General features: G+C 40.4%; 11 protein-coding genes and 1 other RNA gene. 5 read left to right on the top strand and 7 right to left on the bottom strand.

The genetic code is table 11. From position 1 onward, the window contains the following. Window positions 1–25: 25 nt before the first annotated feature. The 4 genes from OCK74_RS22555 to OCK74_RS22570 all read right to left on the bottom strand — a co-directional run bounded on the left by OCK74_RS22555 (window position 26) and on the right by OCK74_RS22570 (window position 5,251). The gene (locus OCK74_RS22555; RefSeq protein WP_279299359.1) at window positions 26–613 is read right to left on the bottom strand and encodes a hypothetical protein; all 588 of its coding nucleotides are present in this window, start codon (window positions 611–613) and stop codon (window positions 26–28) included. 140 nt (window positions 614–753) lie between these two features. Beyond that, window positions 754–2,781 (bottom strand): Sec-dependent nitrous-oxide reductase, encoded by a 2,028-nt coding sequence (gene nosZ, locus OCK74_RS22560; RefSeq protein WP_279299360.1) that lies wholly within the window; start codon window positions 2,779–2,781, stop codon window positions 754–756. Between the two features lie 152 nt (window positions 2,782–2,933). Further along, window positions 2,934–3,416: a c-type cytochrome gene (locus OCK74_RS22565; RefSeq protein WP_279299361.1), complete on the bottom strand. Its 483-nt coding sequence runs from the start codon at window positions 3,414–3,416 to the stop codon at window positions 2,934–2,936. 326 nt (window positions 3,417–3,742) lie between these two features. Continuing rightward, a complete protein-coding gene (locus tag OCK74_RS22570; protein WP_279299362.1) occupies window positions 3,743–5,251 on the bottom strand; it encodes a sialate O-acetylesterase in 1,509 nt (502 codons plus the stop codon). Between the two features lie 113 nt (window positions 5,252–5,364). On the opposite strand from OCK74_RS22570, the gene OCK74_RS22575 reads away from it, so the two are divergent. From OCK74_RS22575 to rnpB, 4 genes are all read left to right on the top strand, one after another. Further along, window positions 5,365–7,755: a glycoside hydrolase family 2 TIM barrel-domain containing protein gene (locus OCK74_RS22575; RefSeq protein WP_279299363.1), complete on the top strand. Its 2,391-nt coding sequence runs from the start codon at window positions 5,365–5,367 to the stop codon at window positions 7,753–7,755. 84 nt (window positions 7,756–7,839) lie between these two features. Further along, window positions 7,840–8,331: a hypothetical protein gene (locus OCK74_RS22580; protein ID WP_279299364.1), complete on the top strand. Its 492-nt coding sequence runs from the start codon at window positions 7,840–7,842 to the stop codon at window positions 8,329–8,331. Window positions 8,332–8,419: 88 nt separating this feature from the next. Next, entirely contained in the window at window positions 8,420–9,439 is a 1,020-nt protein-coding gene (locus tag OCK74_RS22585; protein ID WP_279299365.1) for a Smr/MutS family protein, read from the top strand. Window positions 9,440–9,542: 103 nt separating this feature from the next. Next, window positions 9,543–9,925, top strand: an RNA gene (gene rnpB, locus OCK74_RS22590) — RNase P RNA component class A. Here the strand turns inward: rnpB and OCK74_RS22595 are convergent. Both OCK74_RS22595 and OCK74_RS22600 read right to left on the bottom strand, forming a co-directional pair. After that, the gene (locus OCK74_RS22595) at window positions 9,925–10,824 is read right to left on the bottom strand and encodes a CPBP family intramembrane glutamic endopeptidase (RefSeq protein WP_279299366.1); all 900 of its coding nucleotides are present in this window, start codon (window positions 10,822–10,824) and stop codon (window positions 9,925–9,927) included. The two genes, rnpB and OCK74_RS22595, sit on opposite strands and share 1 nt — an antisense overlap. 19 nt (window positions 10,825–10,843) lie before the next feature. Beyond that, window positions 10,844–15,592, bottom strand: a complete 4,749-nt coding sequence (locus tag OCK74_RS22600; protein WP_279299367.1) for a translocation/assembly module TamB domain-containing protein — start codon at window positions 15,590–15,592, stop codon at window positions 10,844–10,846. Window positions 15,593–15,870: 278 nt separating this feature from the next. On the opposite strand from OCK74_RS22600, the gene OCK74_RS22605 reads away from it, so the two are divergent. Further along, a complete protein-coding gene (locus OCK74_RS22605) occupies window positions 15,871–16,905 on the top strand; it encodes an isoaspartyl peptidase/L-asparaginase family protein (protein ID WP_279299368.1) in 1,035 nt (344 codons plus the stop codon). On the opposite strand, the gene OCK74_RS22610 is transcribed toward OCK74_RS22605, so the two are convergent. Beyond that, window positions 16,902–17,615, bottom strand: coding sequence for a sulfite exporter TauE/SafE family protein (locus tag OCK74_RS22610; protein WP_279299369.1), 714 nt, complete (start codon window positions 17,613–17,615; stop codon window positions 16,902–16,904). The genes OCK74_RS22605 and OCK74_RS22610 overlap by 4 nt on opposite strands. Window positions 17,616–17,668 lie beyond the last annotated feature (53 nt).

Raw genomic sequence — 17,668 nt, forward strand, 5'->3', positions numbered from 1 at the left:
GGATTTGTTATAAGAGTTTATTCAATTAATATTTTTTAAGCCGGATTTTATTTTTGCTTCTTTGCCATTCGAAAAGCCAAACGGCAAAGCAAATAACTGTAGCTATAACAACTACCCAGCCGCCAGCAGCGGGGTAAGAATAAGCATCGAAATTCAATAATTTTTTATGTCCAATAATTGGAGGTTGATATGAAAAGTTTGGTATTTGTATGGGTGCTGAGGGATCGAGGTTGTGACCATAGTTGTAGCCCCAGATATAATAGTCTATTAAAGCAGCAATGCCAGTTATTACTGATAAAACAAGATATGTGAATAATAGTTTTCGACTGCCCGTAATTGCGACTGTCAAACCGATTAGGATAAAAAATGCTACGATATAGATCATAAAACCAAATTCAGGGAACATTTCTTCGCTGATGTGTTTCATGCCTATATAGTGATTCAAACCATTGATCACATCCACTTTTCCAGTGATTTTGGTCAGCCATATCCACATATTTAGTCCTTCCGGGTATTGCGGTGCAATCATGTAAATATTCCATAAGGGAAGATAATATGTTGCTATTAGTCCCAAAGCAGCGATGGCAATCACAATCCTGGATATTATATTCATTTTTCCTCTTCTATCCATTTTGATGAAGCGTTACAATAGTTAATATAAAATAATAAAATGAACATTGAGCACCCTATATTTTAAAGTTTCAGTTAAGGGGGTGCCCAATGTTCAAAGCTCTGTATTTCGTGAACCTATTATTACCTACTCGGCTTTGCACCAGTGTCCGTTGGTTTGGCGCCGGATGCCGCTGCTGAATCTGATGGATTTTTCTTACCAGTACTAAAAGCAAGCGGTACGTTGCTTCCAACTGGTGATACTCTCAGGTATCCTTGCATTTCCTGGTGAAGGGCAGAACAAAAGTCCGTGCAATAGAACGGGTAAATGCCCGGTCTATCTGGTTTGAATGCAAGTGTTTGGGTTTCTCCAGGCATAATCAGTATCTCGGCATTATTGGCGTGTTTAATTGCAAAACCATGTGGTACATCCCAATCCTGTTCCAGGTTCGTTAAGTGGAAGTAAACAGAATCACCAACCTTGACGCCTTCAATATTATCCGGTGTAAGGTGGGAGCGAATGGCAGTCATATATACATGAACTATATTACCATTCCTTGTTACTTTCGCTAATCCCTCGCCTTTGGTAGCATAGGGGTGAGCATTTTCTTCGATCTTATAAATTTTTACATTTTTCTTCACGATCAGGCTGGCAGGCAAGGCTTCTGCATAATGCGGCTCGGCTACGGTGGGAAAATCGAGCAATAATTTCATCTTATCACCGCTGATATCATACAACTGAGCACTTTGTGCCAGCTCTGGTCCGGTAGGCAAGTAACGATCCTTGGTGATCTTATTGTAAGCCACCATGTATTTGCCATAAGGTTTCTTAGTTGGCCCGCCCATTACCGATAGGTGTCCAATAGAATAATAAGTAGGAACCCTGTCCAATATTTTCAGGTCTTTCACCCTCCATTTAACAATTTCAGAAGAAACAAACATGGAAGTGTATGCATTGCCCTTTTCATCAAATTCGGTGTGTAACGGCCCTAAGCCTGGTTTTTGAACTTCACCGTGCAATACAGCATCATATTTTAGAACCGGAATGCCTTCAAAAGTTCCTTCAAAGTTCTTGGCAGCAATTGCTTGTTCCATCTTTGTGAAAGAAAACACGGGTATGGCTGCTGCCAGTTTTCCGCTACCTACAATGTATTCCCCGCTTGGATCCACGTCGCATCCATGAGGAGATTTAGGACAAGGCATGAAGTACACCATATCGGGGCAATCCTTCGGGTCGAGCACAAGCACCTCTTTGATCATGGTTGAAGTAGCTGTGTGTGTTTTTTCATCATAAATATTATGTGCATACGAAACTGGCCAGTTTTTACCTTTACCTGCTTTTGCGTATTCTTCAGCTTTTTTCCAATTTATTGCCATGATGAAGTCTTTGTCTTTTGCCGACGCATTCACTTCCAAAAGTGTATTTGCCCTTTCTGAGTTATAACAACTAAAGAAAAACCAGTCGTGTGATTTATTTTTACCACCACGCGCCAGATCGAAGTCAATGCCAGGGGTTAAAATCTGGAAAGCAATGTTCATTCGGCCGCTATTGGGATCTACTTTGACAAAGCTTACTGTGCCTTTGAAATTTTGTTTATATGTATTGATGGGCACATCCACCTTATCCCCAATAGGTACACTGAAACGGGTGCTGCCAACTACGTATTCTGTGTTTTCCGTAATGTATGGTGATGAGTGGTTACCAGCGCTATTGGGAAGTTCAATAATTTCCATAGTCTTGAAGTTCGCAAGATCAAGCCGGGCTATACGGGGCGTATTAACTCCATTAGTAAAAACCCACCTTCCATCATGTTCGCCATTGGTAGTGGAAAGTGAAACGTGATGCAGATCATCCCAAGGCACAAATCCATGAGATGAATTTAACATGGCCTTTGTTTCTTCACTGTACCCATAACCATTTTCGGGAAATACAGAAAAAACAGGGAGTATCTTCAGCAGCCGGCCAGAAGGTAAGCCATAAACACTCAACTGACCATTAAAGCCTCCCGAAACAAAATCGTAATACTCATCATATTTTCCAGGCGGTACATAAACTGCTTTTGCGGCTTCGCTGCTAACGGCTGCACTAGCGCCTTTGGGCTGACAGCTTTGCATGCTTAATAAAATAAAAGTAAGAGAAGCACAACTTAATAAAACAAGATAGGATTTCATGATTGGTTAAGTTTTGTTTTGGAATAGAGAAGGTGGGAAAGATGTAAAAAAAACATCAAATGCCAGTTGATCGTAGTTCAGTGGGATAATCAGGTTTTTTGAACAGGCATTTGATGTTACATATAGGTTCATATTAGCAAGCGCATTTTCGTTTATTTTTCTCCATCATTGTTGCGCATATATTCCAGGACCTTCCTGGCATCTTCTTTAGTTAGATTCTGGTTGGGCATACGCACTAAACATAGTTCCAGCAGTTTTTGTGCTTCAGGGTCGCTTTCCAGCATCATATCAACATTTGTGATCATGTTCATGATCCAATCGGGCGTGCGTCTTTTGGTAACTCCTTTCCAACCAGGGCCGACCAGCCTTTCTTCATTCAATCTGTGGCAGGACTGGCATTTCATTTCGTAAATGCCTTTCCCTCCTGATACCATATCAGGATTCAGTGGGGTAGTCAATTGAATTTCACCTGGTTCGATTTTTGTGCCGTGTACTTCGTTTTCGCTCTGGGTTAACTTTGTTACGTCTACTGTCGTATCCTCTGCAGATTTGTTACCAGCGTTATTGCCACAAGAAACCACAAATAATGAACCCATGCAAAATAGAGCCGATGCTACTAAAAGTGTTTTTTTCATGATGTTTCTGATTAATGGTTGATAGCTTTAATGAAGTAATTGAATTCCTGCTTAATATACAATTTTCTGATCTGTATTTATATGATTTTAATGAAATAAGCTAAATACAGGCTGCCACAGATCAAAGTACTATTATTAAAAAGATGAGTCTGTATATGGCAAGTACAATGTCTCTCTTATATAAAATTACGGAAGTTATTTTTATTTACTTAAGGCCTTAGGTGGGTCAGGTTGTAGGGAGTTTCTATAGAATAAATTGCCAAGGATGGATATGTAAAAATGAATATTCCGATGTTGTTGCACCAGAATATTCATTTTCAAATGTATTACCAATTATCTGTTCTAAAAGAAGAAGCAGGAAGACCTTCGGTACTGAATAATTCGCCTTTAGTAAAGTCTTTGAATGCATAGCGAACAGCTACAGGTTTAGCAACATTAGGTGAAGAAACTGCAATTGAATTGCGTAATAATACGGCTTGGGCTGGGTAAAATACTTTATCAGATCCTGCTATTTCAAATGAGGTAAGTTTTTTCCCAAAGCTTGTCAATCCATTTGGAGCATTCTGAAAAAACACATTCATGATGTTGCCATTCACTGAGGTGGAATCAAAAGAAGGACTTGTATAGCCAAAGCCTTTCAGACCATAGGTTTTTCCTAAGGCGAGCAGGGCCAGTCTTTCACCACCTTCTTTTTTATGAGCAGGATGAATATTGTCTTCTTCTCCAATATCCATAAGTACAGCCATACCGCTATTAGAAATTTTTGTCTCTGCTTTTCGCTGGGCATCTCTTAAGTAAGCCGAGTTATATTTCCCACCCATATTGTAAGGAGGTAATTGTGCATAGTTGTAGGGAGCAATTTGCGCATAATAAAAAGGGAATTCACCGCGATTCCATAAAGTGCGCCACTCATTTACCATCTTTGGGAATAACTCCTCATAGCGATCAGGGTTTTCGTAGTTTGATTCGCCCTGGTACCAAATAGAGCCTTTTATGCTGTAGCCAATGATTGGATAAAGCATACCATTGTAAAGAGTAGTTGGCGTGCGGCTTACAGCTTTAATGGTATCACCTTTTGCAGGAATCTTTACATCTGGATATACTTTCAATGCATCAGGACTCATCCAGGCTTCAGCAAAAGATCCGCTATAACTTACATTGATCAAGCCTACAGGTACATCCAGCATTTCATTGAGTAAGCGTCCAAAGAAATACCCGGTTGCACTGAAATTAGATACAGCTTCTGGTCCCGCTTCTTTCCATTCAGAAGGTTTACAGTTGTCCTGACGTTCTGTAACGGACGAACGAGGGACTGTATACAACCTGATGTTTTTGTTTTTTGAATGCAGGATAGCTTCATTTGAACCAATAATAGGCTGGCCTTTGAAACCTTTTACCGGCATTTCCATGTTTGATTGTCCTGAACAGATCCAAACTTCGCCTATCAGCACATTGTTCAATGTAACAGGTTTTCCATCGGAAATGGTAATATTGTATGGTCCACCAGCAGCAGGAGTGGGTACCAACATTTTCCACTTACCAGCAGCATCAGCTTTTGTAGTGTATCTTTTACCGTTCCAAGATGTTTGTATCGAAATATTTTTGCCTTTTTCGGACCATCCCCAGAAAGCACATTCGCTTTGTTGTTGCAATACCATGTTGTTTGTGAAGATAGAAGGGAGTTTGACTTGTGCATTTAAGGAAAGCGCATATGTACAAGTTAGCGTTAGCATCATTAATATGTGGTAAAATTTATACGTTTTCATCATGGCGGAAAGATAAAAAGAAGCGTATGAAATGTTTTTCTTACGGTTTTGAATAGTAAGATGTTCCATTAGCTTAGTAAAACCTGACATTGCAGGGTGGGTGCAGCAAGCGTAACATGCAAAATGATTTTGGAGCACCAGCCCCAAAAACATCACATTATCAAATTAGCTTTGAATTTTTTATGAAACTCAGGAATATTGCAAGTATTATTGTTTTGTCATTCATTTCACTCTGTACTCGTGCGCAAGGCCGGGTTGTACTCTTTGATGAAAACTGGCTTTTTCACCGTGGCTCTGCACAGGGCGCAGAAAATCCACTTTTTAATGATGTAAAGTGGCGAAAGCTAGATCTTCCACATGACTGGAGTATTGAGGATATTCCTGGTACCCGTTCTCCTTTTGATTCGACAGCCATCAGCCAAGCTAATGGTGGGTTTACACAAGGAGGGACAGGTTGGTACAGGAAGCATTTTGTTCTCCCTCAGTCTCAAAAAGGAAAACGTTTTATTATACAGTTTGATGGTATTTATATGAATGCTGATGTATGGCTCAATGGGAAAAGTTTGGGCAAGCATCCTTATGGCTACACTTCATTTTGGTATGATATCACTGATCGTCTAAAGTTTGGGGAGGAAAATATAATTGCCGTACGGGTTCGAAATGAGGGTGAGAATAGCCGTTGGTATTCCGGGTCCGGAATTTACAGGCATGTCTGGTTGAAAACCACAGAACCTATACATGTGGCACAATGGGGTACTTTTATTACCACACCTGAAGTGACTGCTGGTGTTGCCAAAGTGAATATCAAGACAAAGGTGGAGAACAAGACAGGGAAGATTAATGAGGTGAAAATACGAACCCGGTTGGTTCATAAAAGTGGAGCGGAGGTTGCTTTTTCAGAAGAGCGGCAACGGATTGATTCATTTGCATCGTTTGAATTTAACCAAAATATAGAAGTAAAGAAGCCGGAACTTTGGTCAACAGAGCATCCAAACCTGTATACTGCTGTGACAGAGGTATACCTGGATAACCAATTGACAGACCAGGAGACAACTGCATTTGGAATACGATCTATTTCCTTTGACCCTGTTAATGGATTTCGTCTGAATGGAAAAACAATGAAGTTAAAAGGAGGTTGTGTGCACCATGATAACGGGATACTCGGTGCGCGGGCATATGACAGGGCCGAAGAACGTAAAATCGAGTTGTTGAAGAATGCAGGATTTAATGCCATCCGTTGTGCGCATAACCCGCCGTCCCCGGCTTTCCTGGATGCATGCGACAGGTTGGGTATGCTGGTAATCGATGAAGCTTTTGATGCCTGGAAGAAAGGCAAAAACCCTTCGGACTATCAATTGTATTTTAATGATTGGTGGCAGAGGGATGTAGAAAGCATGGTATTCCGGGACCGGAATCATCCTTCCATTATCATGTGGAGCACGGGTAATGAAATTCCTGACAGGGCTAAGCCTGAAGGGGTTGCCACCTCAAAAATGCTCCGAGAACATATGCATCAATTGGATTCTACCCGCCCGGTAACCAATGGTGTGAATGGAGCAGAAACAAAAGACAAGGATCCATTTTTCGCGACGCTGGATGTCCCGGGCTATAATTATGCATGGAAGGAATATGAAGTGGATCATCAACAACACCCTCAAAGGGTGATCTATGCCTCAGAGTCTTTTCCCTTAGAGTCTTTTGATTATTGGATGGCTGTTTTAGATCATCCTTATGTGGTTGGAGACTTTGTCTGGACAGCGTTTGACTATCTTGGAGAGGCCAGTCTCGGCTGGATGGCTTACCCTCAAACCCAGAATTTTTATCCATGGAATCTTGCGTATTGCGGAGATATTGACATCTGCGGCTGGAAGAGGCCTCAGTCTTATTATCGTGATGTTCTGTGGAAGCCGGCGCAGCTTTCCCTGTTTGTACAGTCTCCACAACCCTCGTTTGCACACAATCCTAACAAGGCTGAAAACACGAAGTGGAATTGGCATGATGTTTTGGCTGACTGGAACTGGAATGGGCAAGAAGGCAAGCCATTTGAGGTTGAAGTGTATTCGTCTTGTGATGTTGTAGAACTTTTTTTAAATGGTCAATCATTGGGCAAGAAACCAACCAACCGTTCTACGAGATTTATGGCGACATGGTCTGTGCCTTACGCAGCGGGGGCATTGAAAGCTGCCGGTTTCGTGGGAAAGAAGAAAGTAGTTGAAAAGGAGCTGATTACTGCTCAAGTGCCAGCGGTCATCAAGCTGACTTCCGACAAAGTTGAAATTAAAGGAAATGGACAGGATCTTTGCTATATTACAGTAGAACTTATGGATGAAAAAGGAGTTCGCAATCCCAAAGCAGAAAACCTGGTACAATTTGAAATCAATGGGCCTGGGACTATTGTTGGTGTTGGAAACGGTAATCCTGTAAGTGTGGAAAGCTTTCAGCAGCCGCAACGCAAGGCCTGGCAGGGCCGGTGTATGGTTGTTGTGAAGTCGGAAAAAAATGCCGGGAAAATTACTTTGAAAGCGAAAGCCGCAGGAATGACCGAGGCGCAAATAAATGTTGCTGTGCAATAATCACGAGCAGCAGACAATTTCTCCGATCGTTGGTCGTTTATTAGCGGGAGCAAACGATTCTCTTACTCTAAGAATAGCTATTTTATGAAACGAATCATCTTTTTCAGTTTATTGATTGTGCTTTTTTCGGCCTGCGGTAAAGAAAAGTCCATTGAAAATGGTAATAATACAGGAGCTTTTTTAAAGTTTAAGTTGGACGGGCAAAGTATTGAGTACAAGGATAATGTTTTTGCGTCAAAAGATATCATCAATAACCAACACATTGTTATTATACAAGGCCAGAAGGATGTCTCTTCAAATGTGCCTGGTTTGGGTATTTTTCTACAGGACTCTGTAGAAATCACAAATAAGACATATAATGATGATGGATCGACATTTACTAATGCTTTAATTTACAGTGATACAGCAGGTGTCAATTATTCCTCTCTGTATATGACAGATGCGAGTGATCTAAAGGTAGTTATTACCAGAATTGATTCGGCATACATCAGTGGTACATTCAGCAGCAAAGTAGCTGATGTAAATGCAAATACAAAAAACATAACTGAAGGATCTTTCCAGGCACGCTTTCAATAAATTATTGCTGAGCAGGCTATTCCAATTCCCATTTTGTATTGAATATGGAGGCATTAACATGGCTTAGTTCTTTTATTTTTGCAGAAAAATGAAATTCCAGGTAGGAGATAAGGTGTTGGTGCTGCATTCCAACGAGGAAGGCGAGGTGATTGATATCATTAACGATAAAATGGTGATGGTAGAAGTTAGGGGCGTACGTTTTCCAGCATATATTGACCAGTTAGACTTTCCATATTTTAAGCGTTTTTCAGAGAAAAAGATGTTTGGAAAAGAGAAGTCTAAAAAATATGTGGATGATATCAAAAAAGAAAAACCGCAACAGGTGCCTAAGAAACGTGATGGGGTTTGGATTTCTTTTTTGCCGGTTATTGATACTGATGAATTTGGGGATGATGTAGTAGAAACATTAAAGGTCCATCTTGTTAATCGTACTGAGCGGGCATTAAATTTTATTTACAGACTACAATTTTTTGGAGAGACAGAATTTGAGCTGAAAAATGTTGTGAACAGTTTTAATGACTTTTATCTGCATGATGTGCCATTTGCAGATATGAGCGATAATCCTTCCTTTTCTTTTGAATTTTCATTGGCGCAACCAGAAAAGAATAAAGCAGATTATTATGAATCCTCAATAAAATTAAAGCCTAAGCAGATTTTTGCCAGGATCGAGGAGATGAACAAGAAAGGGGAGGCTACTATTGCTTATAAGCTGTTTGATGATTACCCGGATAAAATGCCGGATGATCAACTGGATTTTGATTCACTGATTACTAAAGGGATCAAAGTTTATAATGCAAAAGAAGTGCGCAAGCACCTGCCTCCGGCAAGAACAGTGGTAGATCTTCATATAGAAAAGCTTACTGATGAATGGCAGCATTTATCCAACGCTGAAATACTTGATATACAACTCAGGGAATTTGAAAAATGGTATGAGCTGGCATTGGCTCATCACCAGCATCATTTAATTATTATTCATGGTGTAGGCAGCGGGCGTCTCCGTGATGAAATTCATGATATTTTGCGGTTGAAGAAAGAGGTAAAGACTTTTGTGAATCAATACCATTCTTCTTTTGGATATGGGGCGACGGAGATCTATTTGCAATACTGATTGAAGTGAATGCTGTTTGGGGACGGGGAATTTTAGTAGTTTCTTTAATGGGCTGTAGTTTGATATAATGTATCTTTGCAATTGCTCTTTTCATAATATAATTACTGCAGGCTGTGCTACCGTGGCGCTGATAGGCGTTAAGGAAAGTCCGGACAGCACAGAGCAACGTACCGGTTAATAGCCGGCTTTCCCGTTTTCCGGGATACGAGATAGTGCCACAGAAAATAACCGCCAATTATTGACATAGGAATATATCAATAATTGGTAAGGGTGAAAATGCAGGGTAAGAGCCTGCGTCTTGTTGTGGTAACACAATTGGAGGGTAAACCTTGCGTGCTGAAATGCCATGTATAGGGCTGTTTGAGGGCTGCTCGTCCGATGGTCCAGGGTAGGCAGATAGATCCGGTTAGTAATAACCGGGCCAGATAAATGGTAGCTATGTCCGAAAGGATGAAACAGAATCCGGCTTACAGGCTTGCAGTTTTTTATTTTGCTATATATCCCGCCAGTTCCATCATCCAGGCAATTCCAAGGTGGACCATTAGGCCGCCCCAAATGGTTCTTGTATTGAAGGTGACTACACCCAGAATTATACCTCCAAAAAATGATGAAATACATTCCCCTAATGGCTTTCCGAAATGGATGGTGCAGTAGAAAAGTGCCATTGGTAATATTGCATCTTTGCCGGCCCAGTGTGCAAAAGCTAAGATGAGAAAACCCCTGAAAAATAACTCTATTGAAATGAAATCAGTGCCATATGAAAGTTCATATAGCAATTGATGCCACCCGGAGCTTTGAGGTTGCGACAGAAATAAAACCTGTTGAAATTTTGGATAAACAGTTAAAAAGTCGGATTGGGTTGCAGCAGATGAAATGAGCGGTGCCATGATCAGCAACATTACCCAATATGGTCTCCACTGAATGTTTTTGGATTTTATGCCATAGAAATGCTGTTCTCTATTAAAAACCTGCCATGTAATTAATAATATGGTCACCATGACTATTAATTTAAATGGCCAATAAGCGACCTGGTTCCAATAATCATTCAATATGTTATTAGTTGTGAAATGGAATTCTGGTTTATAAACCATTTTCCAGGAAAAGATGAGCGGTGCTATGAGCAGTAAGAGTATAAACTTTGAATTGAGCAACTTGAACTGCCTTTTAAAAAAAAGCGTTAAAATGTAAGGAAATGAGAAAGCCGCAGTAAAGACAATGTACCAACAATAAAACTGTTTATCATAACTGTAAGTTGTGATGATTTTATTAAGGTTGTGGTAATAATTTATAAAGATCAGTATGGAAATGAATAAAGCGGAAAGAATAAATACACGTTTTTCAAGGAAAAAATAATATTCTTTTAGGTGTTCTAGGATCTTTTTCATGCCTGATTGAGAATGTTTTTCAAGGAGTGATAGCAGAATCGAGTGAACTAATTTTCCTTGTTCCTTTTTTTCTTCCGAAGAGGATTTTAGAAATTGAATCAAACTCTTTGCGATATGCAATACCTGCACCTGTTCTAGTGGTGCGGCTCCCTGTAGCCTGACTACTTCCTCCAGGCATGAAAAAGTCGAGGTTTTGGCGGTAAAAGAAAGTGGCTCTTATTGAGCCAGATTTATTGATGAGCCATTCTGCGGTTACATCAGGCAGGAATTGGATATTCTGCGCCAAGTCTGATTGGAGGGGGACATCAAAAGTACTTCCGAACGTGAGCACAAACCGGTTTTCGAAAAAGGCTCTTCCTACGCTGATATTAAAGTTGGTTTGGTTGATGTTGAAGCCCCTGGCACTCTGATCGACCAGATTACGGTTGTAAACTGAACCTGTAAAGTTTACTGTGAGGTCATTATTTTGCAGTATTCTGCCTAAGAGTTGGTTCAGTCTTTTATTTACTTCACCGAAAAACAAACCTGAAATCGTGCTATAAGCCAGTTCGCTGAATTGTTTACTCAGACCACCTGAACTTTCGCCATAAGGAGCAAAGCTATTGAACACGATTAGATAGGTTACCTGCTTGTTCAATTCATTTGTATTTCTTTCAATTTGCTGGATCGCATATGGTAAGGTGTGATCTTTATTGAGTAACGATTGGTCAGGAAACTCCAGTTTGAAGTCGAAGGTCGGGCGGAATAGTTCTCCAGTTAAGGTAGCTAATACATTCACATCGCTTCTCACATTAGAAAAATCTTTGGCTTCTAATAAACCCGTACCTCCAGTCAACGGAGCAAAGCTTACATTTTCAGCTTTGTAAACGGCGTCAAAGTGAATAGTAGCATCATAGGGGTCTCCATTCCATTCGATGTAATTATTACCGCCCGGACGTAATTCAAATGGCTTTTTAAAGAATGATTGAAAAGTGAACAGGTAATTTCCTTTTTGTATTTCATACCGGCCACGAAGTGATAAAGGTTCATTTGAACCTGAGCTGATGCGCAGATTGCCTGAACCATTACCCCGGATAATATCACCTGTCAATTCATCCAGGATCACCTGGACATTCACCATTGGATTGGCTGTCAAATTAACCACATAGGTGATATTGGTGGCAGCCCCACGAAAATCTTCACCAGTCATTTCGCGCCCATATTTTCTTTCCACCATAAAGTTTGCAGTACCGCTTTCGCGGCTGCTAGAGGGGGGTAATGTAATAAAGGAACTATCGGTTTGAGATGCAACTGCATCTATGTTCATTAATATGTCGTTTTGAGGACCTACGAGAACGAATTCTCCTGTACCATAAGCTTTACCATAAAATGCCTGGTTATCATTGTAGGTGGTGTTCAGCAATTCCATCGGGCGGGCGTCTACTTTTGCCTGGATATCAAAATCCATATCCCTGAAACCTTTATGTTTTATTTTACCACGTACTGTGGCTGTATTGCCATTTCTATCCCGGAGCTTCAGTGTACCAAAATCAATTTCATTTTCCTTTAAGTCTATAACCGCATCATCTATTTTATAATTTACCTGTGTGAAGTTTACTTTTAAGGAAGCGTCTTTGATGGCAGCTTTTCCGACATAATCACGGGAAGCACCCTCTCCTAAGATATCCAGGTTCCCAGTTATGTATCCTTGAAGGTCAGAGAACAGTGTACCGATAAAGCGCTCCAATATTTTGGCTGGATAGGTTTCTGCACGGACGGAAATGCGGTCGCGGTGGAAATTGGCAGAATCTTTTAAATCGAGTGCGAGGTCAAAAGATACCTTGTGATCTTCATCAACATTGTTTCCTTTACCTGTCAATAAACCAGTATTATTGTTGTATTCGACGGATGCTACTACTTGTCCGATAGAGTCATTATCCACTCTAAGTTCTTCGGCCCGGATGTTGGAATTTACATTGAACCTGTTTTGAGGATCTTCTACCTGGATCTCCCCCGAAAGCAACCCTTCAATTCGATTGGTTTTCACAAGAAGCGGGGAAATATCACCAAGGTTAATATTTTGCAGATTTACGAAAAGATCATTCCAGTTGCCAATATCAGAAGGGCGCGTAGTCAGGTGTATTTCCTGGTTCGTTTCTCTCAGTGCCACTTCGCCATGAACCACTGTATTTTTCCGGAAGTTCAATTCACCTCCCTGGTCAACTGTCCATGTTTTACCATTGATCACAAAAGAAGATGGATTGAATAATAGCTTAAATCCATCAGAAAAGGTTTGAACCTGTGTGGAAAGTGATGCTTCATTAATCGTTTGGTTGGCTGTAGTGTTTAATGTGACATCGGATATGTCATTACGAGCCTGTATGCTAAAAGTGGTATGTGGAAAGTTCAGGCTATCGCTTACTATGGCATTGTTCACCTGGCCGGAAAGTACTAGCCTATCCAGGTTACCATTTCCATTTAATTCGATGTTGGAAAACTCATATTTTTCATACGCAAACTGGGGGACATTGGCATTAATGGTCATTGAATTGGAATCGAGATTCAGCGAACCGGATATATAGCTGTTGTTAAAACCTGATAACCGTTTATCTGCCAGTTTAATGTAATCTTCAATTATCCCAGTAGTAATTTCGAATGTAAAGGCTTGTTTTGGAAGTTGCCGTCTTGGGGCTTTAATGTAAGATGGATAATAGCGGTTCAAAAATAACATGAATGCGTCTGGTAATGTATTTATGTCAAAATTGCCGGTTACAGTTCCCGAGAATTCATTTGAATTGGCTCGCAGCGTTTTTACACCATTCTTATAATCAGTGGCAACAACAAGTGAATCGAATAATAGCTGTTTGCCATTGTGAAGCAAGGTTCCATTACTAATGCGTGCGTTCCCAGTAAAATCGCTCAAGTTATTTCCTGAGAAGTTTAAGTCAAATATTCCTTTCAGCACGAGATCCTCTTTCGAGATCTGAAGGGGTAGCAAGTTAGCATACGCAATATTGGCATGTGCATTAAAGATGGGCTGCTTCTTGCTTAAGTCGATGATTCCTGTCAAATGCAAATCTGCATTAGGGTCTTTTACAGTGAAATTACCATCCAGCACTTGTTTGCTTATGCGTCCTTTGGCGGTAATATTCTGATAGGTGTATTTGTTATACTGAATTTTATGAACTGTGCCATCAACATTCAGGTCAAGGGTTTTCCAATCAAATCCCCGCCCTTTGAGGTCGCCGTCGAAAGCAAAAGTTCCCAGTTGAGGACTATTGATAAACCTGCCCAGGTGAAATCCCCTGGTAGCCAAGCTTCCGGAGTAAACGGGTGGCTTATTGCCAGGAAACTTCATGTTCAAGTCGGTCTCTAATGTACCCAAGGCAGTCTGGATATTGCCATACATTACAAAATCTCTTAAAAAGCCAGTGTAAGTGCCTGTAAATCGCAAGAACTGAAGTTGGCGCAGGTTTGGAGTTGTAATCGTTCTGATTGCTGGAACCAGGTTCACTGCATCAGCGTAAGTAGTGCGCAGTTCATCCGCCTTGATGTTAATGAAAGAAGAGTTGATTGAAGGCAATCCAACGATGCTGATGTCACCACTGATGAAGGTGTTATTACCCATTTTCACCCTCATGTTTTGTCCAGACAAATCATCAACGGAACCTTTGGCCCTGCCGCTTACCTGGATGGTGCGGTTCCAGTCTTTGATTTGAGGTGCAAAATATGCGATGTCATCGCTATGTATAATGGAGTTTTTGAAGTGTCCTTCCAACTCTACAGCATGTAAAAAATTATTCATGCTATCCAGGCTGTTAAACCTCATCGCATAGTAGTCTGTAAGTACACTGCGATTTGTTTTAATATATAGTTTAGAGAATTCCATTAATTGCGGATGGAATCTATAAGCTGTTTTCAACCTGTGTACTACCAAGCCACTTCTTTCTTTTGAAGAAATATCAATATCAGCTTTGATCGTATCAGCGATCCAACGCAAGTTTTTGATACTGCCGGTTATTTTACTAAAGTTTATATGTTCGCCATCAAAATGATTTACCGTAGAGGTAAGTCCGTTACGGTCATTACGGAAAGTTCCATTTTCAAGAGAGATATTATTTACAAGCATCGTCCAATTGTCGACATTCCATTGTAATGAATCGTTCGTAATTTTCTTTGGGAATTTCCTTTTTAAACGTTTAGGTCTATTTCCCGTATAATCATTGATGTGAAAATATGGACGTACCAATTCTATTTTTGAAATATCCAGTATTCTTTTAGAGATGCTCAAATTATTGGCATCCAGGTTCATTGAACCTGTTTTTACGATCATATCCCTGCCTAACCAGGCATCTTTTTGGATAAAAGTTACATTGCGAAGAATGATTTCTTTTAAATTGAACTCGATTCCAGCCTTCTTTTTAGGAGTGCTGGTGCCTGGTGATGCAAAGTAATCTGCTAAAAAGCTATAATTCCAAATAGAGTCTTTTCGTTGAAGTTTTATCAATGCATCTTCCAGACCGATGTATTTTAATTCAGCTTTGGTTTTTAAAAAGAACCAATCTGTTATACGAACCTGGACGGTACCAGCGTAAAGGAGGGTATCTTTTTTACGATCTTCCAGGAGCACACCGCCAAGATTCAGCCTATTAAAAAAGCCCACTTCCACATGATCAATGCTGATTTTGGTTTGTAAATTGCGGGAAAGTCTTTTTGTCACCTGTTTGGATAGCCAGTTTTGCCCCCAGTCGGTATGTAGTAATCCCCAAGTTACTGCAATTAATAGCATTAAAAACAGGAAGAGGCGCAATAATATATTAAGAAACTTCTTCAGTTGAAAAATTTTGATTGTAAAAATAATTAATCAGCTTACAATTAGACAAGTGAATAGCCGTATATAACTTAAATTCAATTCTTTTAACTCAATTACATCATTAAACCTTATTTTAATTTTACGGATTAAAGCGGTTTGGTTAATGTTCCTTAAAACTTTAAGTGAAAGGGACTTGTGCTGTTGTATCCAGGTTCTTAATTGGCTAACGTTTTGATGAGTAAATTGTTTTCAGGATGAACAAATTATTATTGATTTTATTACTATTTGTTATGAATTATGTTCAGGGTCAACAAGCGAATGCTCATAGCAATAAAGTTGTTTTGGTAGTCCATGGTGGAGCCGGAACGATATTGAAAAAGAACATGACCCCGGAAAAAGAAAAGGAGTACGAGCTTGCATTGAAGCAGGCATTGGAGGATGGATACGGTATTTTAAGCAAAGGTGGGAGTGCATTGGATGCTGTTGAGAAGGCTGTAAAAGAATTGGAAGACAATCCTCTTTTTAATGCTGGCAAAGGATCAGTTTTTACCAATGAAGGGAAGAACGAGTTGGATGCATCGATCATGGATGGAAAAACATTAGCGGCAGGTGCTGTTGCTGGAGTTACCAATATTAAAAACCCAATCAGTGCTGCACGGGCTGTTATGGAAAAAAGCGGGCATGTGATGATGGTGGGAAAAGGGGCTGAAAAGTTCGCTGCTTTGCATGGCATAGAGATCGTTGACCCGAAATATTTTTATACAGAAGACCGCTGGAAGAGTTTTTTAAGGGTAAGAAGCACGGATCCGGATAGTGTTGAGTTGGATCATAGTAATAAAAGTTCTCAAGTTTTGCCGGTGCATCACGATTCGAAGTTTGGAACCGTTGGCGCAGTTGCTTTGGATTCGTATGGCAATCTTGCGGCTGCTACCAGTACTGGCGGTATGACCAATAAAAAGTTTGGCAGGGTAGGAGATTCTCCCATTATTGGAGCAGGAACTTATGCAGACAATAATACCTGTGCTGTCAGTTGTACAGGATGGGGGGAATATTTTATCCGGTTGGTAATGGCCAAAAGTGTGTGTGATATGATGGCCTATAAAAAAGTCACTTTAGATGAGGCCGCTTATGAAATGATCAAGAAAAGGTTACCAGACCTGGGAGGCGATGGAGGTTTGATTGCAGTTGATAAAGCTGGGAATATAACTATGCCGTTTAATACTGAAGGCATGTATCGAGGTTATATCCAGTCGGGAGGAAAAGCTGTAGTAAAAATATATGGAGATTAATGACAAAGGACTGCATCCTGGGGATTATCGGGCAGGGCCGGGCTGATAAAAGGGATGCCCAAATTAAGTCCTCTTAAGACCAGCAAGGTTGCCATTATAAACAGGAAAACAGGGACTGCATTGCGTAGTTTCAACCGGAATTGCTGGTTGAAATAACTGCCAAAAAAGACTGTAGCCAGCATAGCAGGGAAGGTACCCAAGCCGAAAAACATCATGAATAAACTTCCTTTCAATGCTGTGCCCGTTAATAAAGATGAAGTAATTGCGAGGTAAACCAAACCGCAGGGTAATAATCCATTGAGGAGTCCTATAGAAAACAGGGAAGTTGATTTGGTGGATTTAAACAGCTTTCCCATTGCCATTCTCAATTTAATAAATGGCTCATTGGCCCAGGTAATAATAGCAGACGATGCTTTTTTCTTTACTGGTATAAACAGGTAGATTAAGATCAGTATGCCTAGGGTAATAGATAAAATGCTTTGCACCTTATTGGAAAACAAGTGTTCTCCGGCAATTCCCAAGATCAATCCAAATATTGAGTAAGTTGTAATCCTACCAAAATTATAGATCACACCACCTATCAATCGTCCTCCTTCTGAGCGGTGACCTAAGGGCAAAGCAAGCGCAAGCGGGCCGCACATCCCGATACAATGGAGGCTGCCAACTGTTCCCATTAAAAATGCTGTGCTTATTACTTCGGTTATACCCATAAAATAATTACAAAAGCTCTTTAGCTACCATTGAATCGTAATTTGTTGCTGTC

Source organism: Paraflavisolibacter caeni (genome assembly GCF_025628885.1).
GTDB classification, from domain to species: domain Bacteria; phylum Bacteroidota; class Bacteroidia; order Chitinophagales; family Chitinophagaceae; genus Flavisolibacter; species Flavisolibacter caeni.

Bases quoted from the DNA above. Each gene is read 5' to 3' on its own strand.
- OCK74_RS22595 (WP_279299366.1), bottom strand. From the start codon at position 10,824: ATGAAAAAGATCCTAGAACACCTAAAAGAATATTATTTTTTCCTTGAA.
- OCK74_RS22600 (WP_279299367.1), bottom strand. From the start codon at position 15,592: ATGCTATTAATTGCAGTAACTTGGGGATTACTACATACCGACTGGGGG.
- OCK74_RS22555 (WP_279299359.1), bottom strand. From the start codon at position 613: ATGAATATAATATCCAGGATTGTGATTGCCATCGCTGCTTTGGGACTA.
- OCK74_RS22575 (WP_279299363.1), top strand. From the start codon at position 5,365: ATGAAACTCAGGAATATTGCAAGTATTATTGTTTTGTCATTCATTTCA.
- OCK74_RS22610 (WP_279299369.1), bottom strand. From the start codon at position 17,615: ATGGGTATAACCGAAGTAATAAGCACAGCATTTTTAATGGGAACAGTT.
- OCK74_RS22570 (WP_279299362.1), bottom strand. From the start codon at position 5,251: ATGGAACATCTTACTATTCAAAACCGTAAGAAAAACATTTCATACGCT.
- OCK74_RS22565 (WP_279299361.1), bottom strand. From the start codon at position 3,416: ATGAAAAAAACACTTTTAGTAGCATCGGCTCTATTTTGCATGGGTTCA.
- OCK74_RS22585 (WP_279299365.1), top strand. From the start codon at position 8,420: ATGAAATTCCAGGTAGGAGATAAGGTGTTGGTGCTGCATTCCAACGAG.
- nosZ (WP_279299360.1), bottom strand. From the start codon at position 2,781: ATGAAATCCTATCTTGTTTTATTAAGTTGTGCTTCTCTTACTTTTATT.
- OCK74_RS22605 (WP_279299368.1), top strand. From the start codon at position 15,871: ATGAACAAATTATTATTGATTTTATTACTATTTGTTATGAATTATGTT.
- OCK74_RS22580 (WP_279299364.1), top strand. From the start codon at position 7,840: ATGAAACGAATCATCTTTTTCAGTTTATTGATTGTGCTTTTTTCGGCC.